The sequence below is a fragment of the Synechococcus sp. MU1655 genome (assembly GCF_023630655.1).
Lineage (GTDB): Bacteria > Cyanobacteriota > Cyanobacteriia > PCC-6307 > Cyanobiaceae > Synechococcus_C.
This window is the reverse complement of the sequence record NZ_JAKUHK010000063.1, coordinates 1-8,278: the sequence shown is the minus strand read 5'-3', so window position 1 is coordinate 8,278 and position 8,278 is coordinate 1. Positions and strand designations below refer to the sequence as shown.

Genomic DNA, 8,278 nt, shown 5'->3' with positions numbered 1-8,278 from the left:
TGTCGCTAAGAAACTGATTATTTTTGTGCGTGCGCTCTAGGGCCCTCTGGTGAGGGATTGATAGCAATCTGACCAATTTTACTAATCGTCCGCCTCACTCCAAGCCCTCACTGAAGCAATTGGAACATGGTTTGAACTGTCACTGTCGTGGTTTGGCGCGACAGGGCATCACTCCATGGTCGCGGATCCTTATAGAGATCATTCAGGCTGTACTTACGACTTTTCTCCATGTCTTGACGATCTCTTCACAACGACTGGAAATTCTTGTTTTGATTTAAATCAGATAATTCACTATTGGAAATCTTTTTGTAAAAGCTTTCATTCTCGGATCTTTATTCCAACTGTTCCAATGCTTTCCGCATCGTCTCCAAACCAACTGAGCTATAGGCACCACTACCTTCGCTCTTGTTTGGGCTATGGCCAAGCAACTTGCCAATGGTCCTCTCATTTACGTCCTTCGTTCGAAGACACGATGCTGCCCAGTCACGTGTTGCTTTGGGTGATACTCCGATGATGTCATTCCAGTGCATTCCTTCCGCCCAGCGTGCTCTATTTGGGTTGTAAGCCCAGGGGAATATCAAGCCAGAGTTACCAGCCGAGCACTCACTTCCCGAGCGCATGATCTCCATCAGCTTGGGATGTATGGGAATCGTTCTCTGTCTGAAAGCGCTCTTCAGGGGCCTTGTCTCATGTCCCTTGAAGCTGATCGTTCCCTGGTTCAGATCCATGTCTTCCCAACGGAGTCCTGCTGCCTCTGAGGCATGACTCCCTGTCCATCTGAGGACATGCCAGAGCAGTTGATGGTGTTTAGGCAGGTTCTGCCATCTCTCATCGGCTTGGTCCAGTCTCACCACCTTCTTGACCCTGGCCTTGCTCGTCACCTTCTTGTTCAATCCTTCCATCGGGTTGCTTTGGATCCAACCCTCATCCACGGCCACGTTGTACAAGCCAGAGAGATACCTCAGGCGAGTCTTGGTGGTGCTGGCTGCTGTGGTCGTCAGCAGGTGCTTCCTGTAGTTCAGAGCGTCATCTCTGGTTAGCTCCGTAATGAATTGTTTGTGGGAGTGCTCCATCAGCTTCCCTAGATTCCTCTCCCACTCCTTCTTGGTGGACGGCGCAGGGCTCTTCGACAGGGTTGCAAGCTCTAGCAGGTCATCAGCCGTCTTGGGCGTCTTGGTGGTCCCCTTAAGGACTCTCTTGATTAGGCGGTGGAGCTCCTCATCGTGAGGGTTGATGTTCTCTGGGTCATCAAGGCGTATGAACTCCCTGCTGGTCGTCTGCGCCAGATCGTGGCTGTCTACGTTTTTAGGGAACTGGTTCCTCATTGGCAGGAGTGACAGGAGCTTCTGCTCTGGCATGACCTGCTGGCCCCTGGCCTCCCTGATGAGCTGGTCGGTCTCTTTGAGGAACTCAACAGCGTTCTTCTTTGCCTCATTGAGTGTCTTGCCTGCCTTACGGCGCCACGTTGCGCACCCGATGCTGCCTCTGAGCTTTGGAGGGACAGACCGGATGAAATACCAGCCATCCCGACCTGTTCTTCGGGTGAGATAGCGAGGTTTAGAGGAGGTCGCCATAGGCATGAACCAGTCCCCCAATTCCTACTTGTTTTGTCGCTCTGTGGAACAGATCTTCCTTTCGATCTCGACTGGACCTAACGCCTACGGCTGTTTTGCGTTGCTTGATGGTCAGGACACTCAACCCCGAACGTGATGGATGTACACATGTAGTGGCAAATTTGGAGTATCTCTTGTTGATAAACCCCACATGTGGAGCTGGCGATGGTTGTGGCGTTGATGCTGATGTCGTTGATGGTGTTGGTTGTTCTGGGTGATGACCTGCTCGCGCGTTAACCATCAAGACGCTGTCCTCACAGAGATTGATGAGGGCCGCGATGGCGTGCTCTCTTGGGGGGACAGGCTTCATTGTTGAACGGGTTGAGCCGGGACTCATTGTTTTGGAGATCGATCAACCGGCGCTGCTCTAGCTGCCCTGTTATCTATGCCCAGATTCTATGCCCAGTTGTTAGTCAATAGCAAGTTATCAGCGGGGATCTAAACTCTCGTGTCCTATGCTCCGGACCTTGCTGAATTGCAGCATGACATGTCCGATCCCTTTGTGATCCTATGGAGCCAAGTTCCTTTGATCCGAGCTTGCCCAGCATTCGTTTGCTGCAGACATGGATTCGCGAACGGAAAATTCTCAGCCTTGAATTAAATGATGGACGTCGGCTGATTGGAGTCCTGATCTGGCAAGACCAACATTGTTTGGCCCTGCAACCCACTGACTCTGATGAACCGGTTTTGATCAGTCGAACCGCCATGCAGCTGGTCAGGCCGTTGCCCCGAGGCCTTTGAAAACAGCATTTGTGTCACGATCTCTCCAAATGGTCCTTTGCCGTGACGGCTTCCTCGTCCCCATCCTCTAACGCAGCCTCTTCGGCCACTGATCGGTATCAACCCCTAGCGCTCGAAGAGCGATGGCAAGCGCTTTGGAAGGATCAGCGCCTCTATGAAACGCAGATCCCGAAGCCAGAGCAGCGAGCTTTTTATGCCTTGTCGATGTTTCCGTACCCCTCGGGAACACTTCATATGGGGCATGTCCGCAATTACGTGATTACGGATGTGATTGCTCGGGTGCAACGCATGCGGGGTGATGCAGTGCTGCATCCCATGGGGTGGGATGCCTTTGGCTTACCCGCCGAAAATGCCGCGATCGAACGGAAGATCGACCCCGGTGTTTGGACAGACAGCAACATTGCTCAGATGCGCGGCCAATTGGATCGTCTGGGGTTATCGATTGATTGGGATCGCGAGGTGGCAACCTGCCACAGCGACTACTACCGCTGGACGCAATGGTTGTTCCTGGAACTGCATTCCGGCGGCCTTGCCTATCAAAAGGAAGCCACTGTCAATTGGGATCCCGTTGATCAAACGGTGCTCGCGAACGAGCAAGTGGATGCTGATGGTCGCTCCTGGCGTTCGGGAGCGTTGGTGGAAAAGCGAGATTTGCGCCAATGGTTTTTACGCATCACGGATTACGCCGATGCCCTGCTTGATGATCTCGATCAACTCCAGGGTTGGCCTGAACGTGTCCGCACAATGCAAGCGAATTGGATTGGCCGCTCCATTGGTGCGGAGATCGATTTCCAAGTGGAAGCCCATCAAGGGACTTCCATCACCGTTTTCACCACGCGTCCAGACACGTTGTTTGGAGTGAGCTATCTGGTTTTAGCGCCTGATCACGCCCTCGTTGACCAACTCACCACAAACGAAGAACGCATCTCGGTGACTGCGTTCAGGGATCTCATGGCTGAACTCAGTCAAGAGGAGCGTACGTCTGATGATCAACCAAAACGCGGCGTTCCGACCGGCGCTTTCGCTATCAATCCGGCCAACGGTCAATCGATTCCCATCTGGATTGCTGATTACGTGCTGGCTGATTACGGAACGGGCGCTGTCATGGGTGTACCGGCCCATGACATTCGAGATTTTTCATTCGCTCGACAACACGAATTGCCTGTTCAAAGGGTGATTGAAGTCTCTGGCACCAATGAACATCTCAATGATGGTGAAGCCTGGACAGGACCAGGAACACTGATTCATAGTGATGGCTTCAGCGGTTTAAGCAATGAAGAGGCTAAAACTGCGATTACAAATCATGGGGCCGAAAACGGTTGGGCTCGGGCTAAACGTCAATACAGACTTCGCGATTGGTTGATCTCAAGGCAAAGATATTGGGGGTGTCCCATTCCAATCATTCATTGCGATGATTGCGGTGCTGTTCCGGTCCCCCGCGACCAGCTTCCTGTGGAATTGCCAACTGGAATTGATCTGAACGGGGCTGGAGGATCACCTCTCAATCGTGCAGAGGATTGGGTCAATGTGACCTGCCCCAAATGTGGCAAACCAGCTCGTCGTGAGACCGACACGATGGACACTTTTATGTGTTCATCGTGGTATTTCCTTCGATTTGCGGATCCTCATAATCGAGATCTTCCATTTGATGCAACCTCCGTTAATCGATGGTTGCCTGTTAAGCAGTATGTGGGGGGGATTGAGCATGCAATTCTCCACTTGTTGTATGCGCGCTTTTTTACTAAGGCATTAAAAGATCGGGATTTACTGGAAACCAAAGAACCCTTTGAACGCTTGTTAACGCAAGGCATGGTGCAGGGCATCACCTACCGCAATCCAAGAACTGGGCGTTATATCTCCCCGGCAGCCGTCCAGGACGAATCCAATCCCCTCGATCCGGATGACGGTAGACCCTTAGAAGTGTTGTTCGAAAAAATGTCCAAGTCGAAGCACAACGGTGTGGATCCTGCGGCTGTGATTGATCGTTATGGCGCCGATACGGCTCGGATGTTCATTCTTTTCAAAGCTCCTCCAGAAAAGGATTTGGAATGGGATGACGCTGATGTAGAGGGGCAATTTCGTTTCTTGCAGCGTCTTTGGCGTTTGGTGGATGCGGAGGTGAACCATGGCGAAACCTCCGCCGCAACGGGCGAATCAGACAGCGATATCCGTCGTGCCGTGCACCAGGCAATCAAAGCTGTTAGCGAGGACCTCAGTGATGACTTTCAGTTCAACACGGCGATTTCGGAGCTGATGAAGCTCAGCAATTCCCTTTCCTCTGGCTTGGCGCAAGCCTCACCTGGAGTGCGGAAGGAAGCGATGTCAGCTCTTGTGCGCTTACTGGCGCCATTTGCACCGCATTTGGCCGAGGAGTTTTGGCAACGACTCGGCGGTGAAAACAGTGTTCACTGTCAGCCGTGGCCTGACCATGATCCAGAGGCCCTTGTCTTGGAGTCCATTGAAGTGGTGATTCAGGTCAAAGGAAAGGTAAGGGGATCGATGTCCGTGGCCGTTGACTGCAGCAAGGACGAACTAGAGCGCTTGGCTCTTGCGAGTGATGTGGCCCAACGCTGGTTGGAAGGCAAGCCGCCGAGACGAGTCATTGTGGTTCCAGGAAAGCTCGTCAACCTGGTGCCGAGCTCTTAACGGGTCAGCCTTTGCTGAAGCGCAGTGAGGCTGGACTATCCCAACTTCCCTGTGCCACGTATCCACGATTGTTCCCCGTGAGATGACGCAGGATCCAGAAAATAGCTTCATCCGTGCCTGATCCAATGGCCTTTTGGATTTCCACGGCAGACCTGGACACTCCGTCGGACAGGACCTCTTCCACTTGCTTCTGCAAATTCAAGATGGCAGCAGCGGCTTTTTTGCCCGCTTCAACGCCTGGTTGGTGATAGGCATTCACATTCACCAATTCTCCGTATAAACCAACGGCGCGTTCAAACAAGGCGATCAGCGCTCCGAGACGGCGCGCGTCAAAGCGACGCATGCTGATACTCAAGCTTTGACGTCCGCCTTCCGTGAGCGCTGATCGCGTGCCTTGCAGGAACCCATCAAGGAAGTCACCAGGGCGCTCCCCTTCGATCGAAGGGATATCTTCCACATCGCGCAGAACCTCGATGAAGGTCACGAAAAAATTGTCGATGCCGTCACGAAGTTGCTGGACGTACGCGTGTTGGTCGGTTGATCCCTTATTCCCATACACCGCAATGCCCTGATGCACTTCCTTGCCATCACGATCAAGGCGTTTGCCGAGTGATTCCATCACCAGCTGTTGGAGATAACGACTGAAGACCTCGAGACGATCGCGGTAAGGGAGCACGACCATGTCGCGTTTGCCTTTGCCTTCACCCGCGGCATACCAGGCTGCTGCCATCAAGGCTGATGGATTGCGACGCACATCAGGACAGCGAGTGGCTTCATCCATTTGGGCAGCCCCCGCCAAGAACCCACGGATATCGCAACCGATCAATGCGCCAGGCAGTAAACCCACAGCACTCGTGATACTGGTGCGACCACCAATCCAGTCGAACATATCGAAACGCTGGAGCCAGTTCTCTTGTTCGGCTTGTTGATCGAGCTTGCTGCCTGCCATGGTGACAACCACTGCTTGCCCCGTCCAACTGCCTCCGAGAGCTTCAAGACGATGTCTTGCTTGTTCCATGCCGAGGTGGGGTTCAGGTGTCCCCCCCGACTTGCTGACCGTGATCACCAACGTTGTACAAAGACGTTCTCCGAGGTCTGCAAGAACCCGGCTCATGCCATTGGGGTCAACGTTGTCGAAAAAGTGGAACGGAAGCCCTACTTGATGGTCCTGAAGAGCGCGAACCATGAGGAGAGGTCCGAGGGCACTCCCTCCGATCCCGATCCAAAGAACATCCGTAAAGGGCTTTCCGTTGGGAGCCTGGATGGATCCATCAAGAATCGACTTTCCAAATTCATCGATGGCGTCGATTTCAGCTGAGATGCTTGCCCCAACTCCTTGATCAGGCGCTAATTGCGGTTGACGTAACCAATAGTGCCCAACTTGACGTTGCTCATCTGCGTTGGCGATCGCACCTCCTTCTAAGTCCTCCATCGCCTTGAAAGCTTGGTCCAGGCGGGGGGTGAGAGTCTCGAGATCAGAACTGTTGAGATGCATCCGACTGACATCGAGCCAAAGGCCTAGATCGTCGTGATACCAAAGCAAATCGCAAAAGCGTTGCCACTGGGTCTGGCTATCGATGGCGCTGAAATCCGGGAAGCTCATCTCTTGCGGAGAACCTTCATCCCCGAACCTATCCGTGATTGTCCGAGATGCCCACGAATTGGAATATCGAGGTTATTCTCTCCACGGAAACGTGGAGTGTCTTTTGTGAGTCTTTTTGGACGTCAGGTTGTTGCCACAGCGGGAGTTCTGGGCTTGATCTGTTTGTCCGTAGCTCACCTTCGCAGCACCGCTCAACTGCCATTGATTGATGCTGAGATCCAGACGCAGCCGATCCAGGGAGATCCGAGTGTCTTCAGCCCAGAAGAGCTCTTAATGCTGCAGCGTCGGTTTGGTGTGCATGGGCCACAGACTCGACTCGCTCAGTTGTTCACCCGAGGGATGGATCAATTCCAGCCCTTGCGAACCCAAACAGTCAATCGACTTCAAGCACTAAAGCCAGTCATCAAAAGAGAATCGAGACGCTATCGGGTCAACCCGATGTTAGTGACAGCGATCTTGTTTGATGAAATCCAGCATTCGAAGCCCGGAGAAGATCTGCCATTTGTTGTGCACTCAGGTTTTGTGTCAACGCACGGGCCTGCTCAGCTTGGAATTAGTGAGTTAATTCATCAAGGTCGTCTTCCGTTGAATCCATCAAAAACTGAAATCGCTGAAGCCAGAAATCTGTTGATGAATTCTGAAGCCAATGTTGAATTACTTGCGGCAAAAATAGCTCGGCTCAAGAAAGAATTGGGACTGGCTCCCGATCAAGTCCTAATAGCGAGTCGTTCATATGTTGATGCTAAGGCGATCGCAACACTGGCTTACCTTCACAACGGAAAACTTGATTATCCCAGGCGAGTGTTGCGCTACATGCAAGATACTGAGTTGCATGGCTTGATCTTTTCAGAGTCTCGCTCCACCAATCAACTATTGATTTAAGGATTGACCTCATTAAGTAACTAGGCTCTTGATGAACGAAGAATTCTGTCCTGAGTCGTCAGGGACAAAGAACTTGTAATGCGGCTAAACGTGTTTGAAGTTGATCCCAATCAAAACTTCTTGGGTCACCCCGCTCTCCACCAAGATCAACGTGCCTGTGGGTCGTAATCGCCGCTGGAGTAAATCCAAAACGATCGATCCAGTCTTTTAGTACAAGCGCTAATGAATCATATTGTTCACGTGAGTATCCGCTATGGGTTGATCTGCTATTACCGCCATCTTGAGGTGTTTCCAGGCTTAGGTGAAGGGCAAAATTATTGACTGAGCCCCTTATTTTTGGATTGGTGACGGCCCACTCACCAAGAAAAGCCGAATAGCCCGCTCCATAGGCGCGCTTGAGTGGATCCACAAGGTCAACGATCTTCCCATCGAGACCAATCACTGTGTGATAACTCACTTGATCTGCATCTCTGGGATGGGGAGTCATAAAGGTATTCACAGCTGATTGAAGCGAGTACACCGTTTCATGGAGTACAACGACGCGCGGATCAGGATTGAGAGTTGCTCCCCAGGGATTAATCCTGAAGCGTTCTCCAAAATTGGAAGGATCTGTCGCTACGGATACTCTCCGTTGCTTGAGTGTGCGTTGTTGAGCAGCTAGCCGATTTTTGACCTTCTCGTCAAAGCCTGAACATTGCTTGGCAAGAGGTGAAGACCAGGAGATCGCCCTTGGGGGTTGCGGTTGTCCGGATGGCTCAACTTGTTGACGTTCTCGCTTCGTCTCGCTGCCCAC

Annotated in this window: 6 protein-coding genes; 3 read left to right on the top strand and 3 right to left on the bottom strand. The window is 52.2% G+C overall.

Features of this window, described 5'->3' with window-relative positions; genetic code table 11:
- Positions 1–332: 332 nt before the first annotated feature.
- Positions 333–1,574, bottom strand: coding sequence for a tyrosine-type recombinase/integrase (locus NCN04_RS04685; protein WP_250395324.1), 1,242 nt, complete (start codon positions 1,572–1,574; stop codon positions 333–335).
- A 549-nt stretch (positions 1,575–2,123) separates the two neighbouring features.
- Here NCN04_RS04685 and NCN04_RS04680 point away from each other — a divergent pair.
- Both NCN04_RS04680 and leuS read left to right on the top strand, forming a co-directional pair.
- Positions 2,124–2,354: an Hfq-related RNA-binding protein gene (locus NCN04_RS04680; protein ID WP_048346480.1), complete on the top strand. Its 231-nt coding sequence runs from the start codon at positions 2,124–2,126 to the stop codon at positions 2,352–2,354.
- Between the two features lie 42 nt (positions 2,355–2,396).
- Positions 2,397–5,000 (top strand): leucine--tRNA ligase, encoded by a 2,604-nt coding sequence (gene leuS / locus NCN04_RS04675; RefSeq protein WP_250395323.1) that lies wholly within the window; start codon positions 2,397–2,399, stop codon positions 4,998–5,000.
- Between the two features lie 4 nt (positions 5,001–5,004).
- On the opposite strand, the gene NCN04_RS04670 is transcribed toward leuS, so the two are convergent.
- The gene (locus NCN04_RS04670; protein WP_048346481.1) at positions 5,005–6,603 is read right to left on the bottom strand and encodes a glucose-6-phosphate isomerase; all 1,599 of its coding nucleotides are present in this window, start codon (positions 6,601–6,603) and stop codon (positions 5,005–5,007) included.
- A gap of 195 nt (positions 6,604–6,798) precedes the next feature.
- Between NCN04_RS04670 and NCN04_RS04665 the strand changes: the two genes are divergently transcribed.
- On the top strand, positions 6,799–7,485 hold the full coding sequence (locus tag NCN04_RS04665; RefSeq protein ID WP_502988751.1) for a helicase DnaB: 687 nt from the start codon (positions 6,799–6,801) through the stop codon (positions 7,483–7,485).
- A 58-nt stretch (positions 7,486–7,543) separates the two neighbouring features.
- On the opposite strand, the gene NCN04_RS04660 is transcribed toward NCN04_RS04665, so the two are convergent.
- Positions 7,544–8,278 (bottom strand): N-acetylmuramoyl-L-alanine amidase (locus NCN04_RS04660; protein WP_250395322.1); only part of this gene is annotated, 735 nt, incomplete at its 5' end.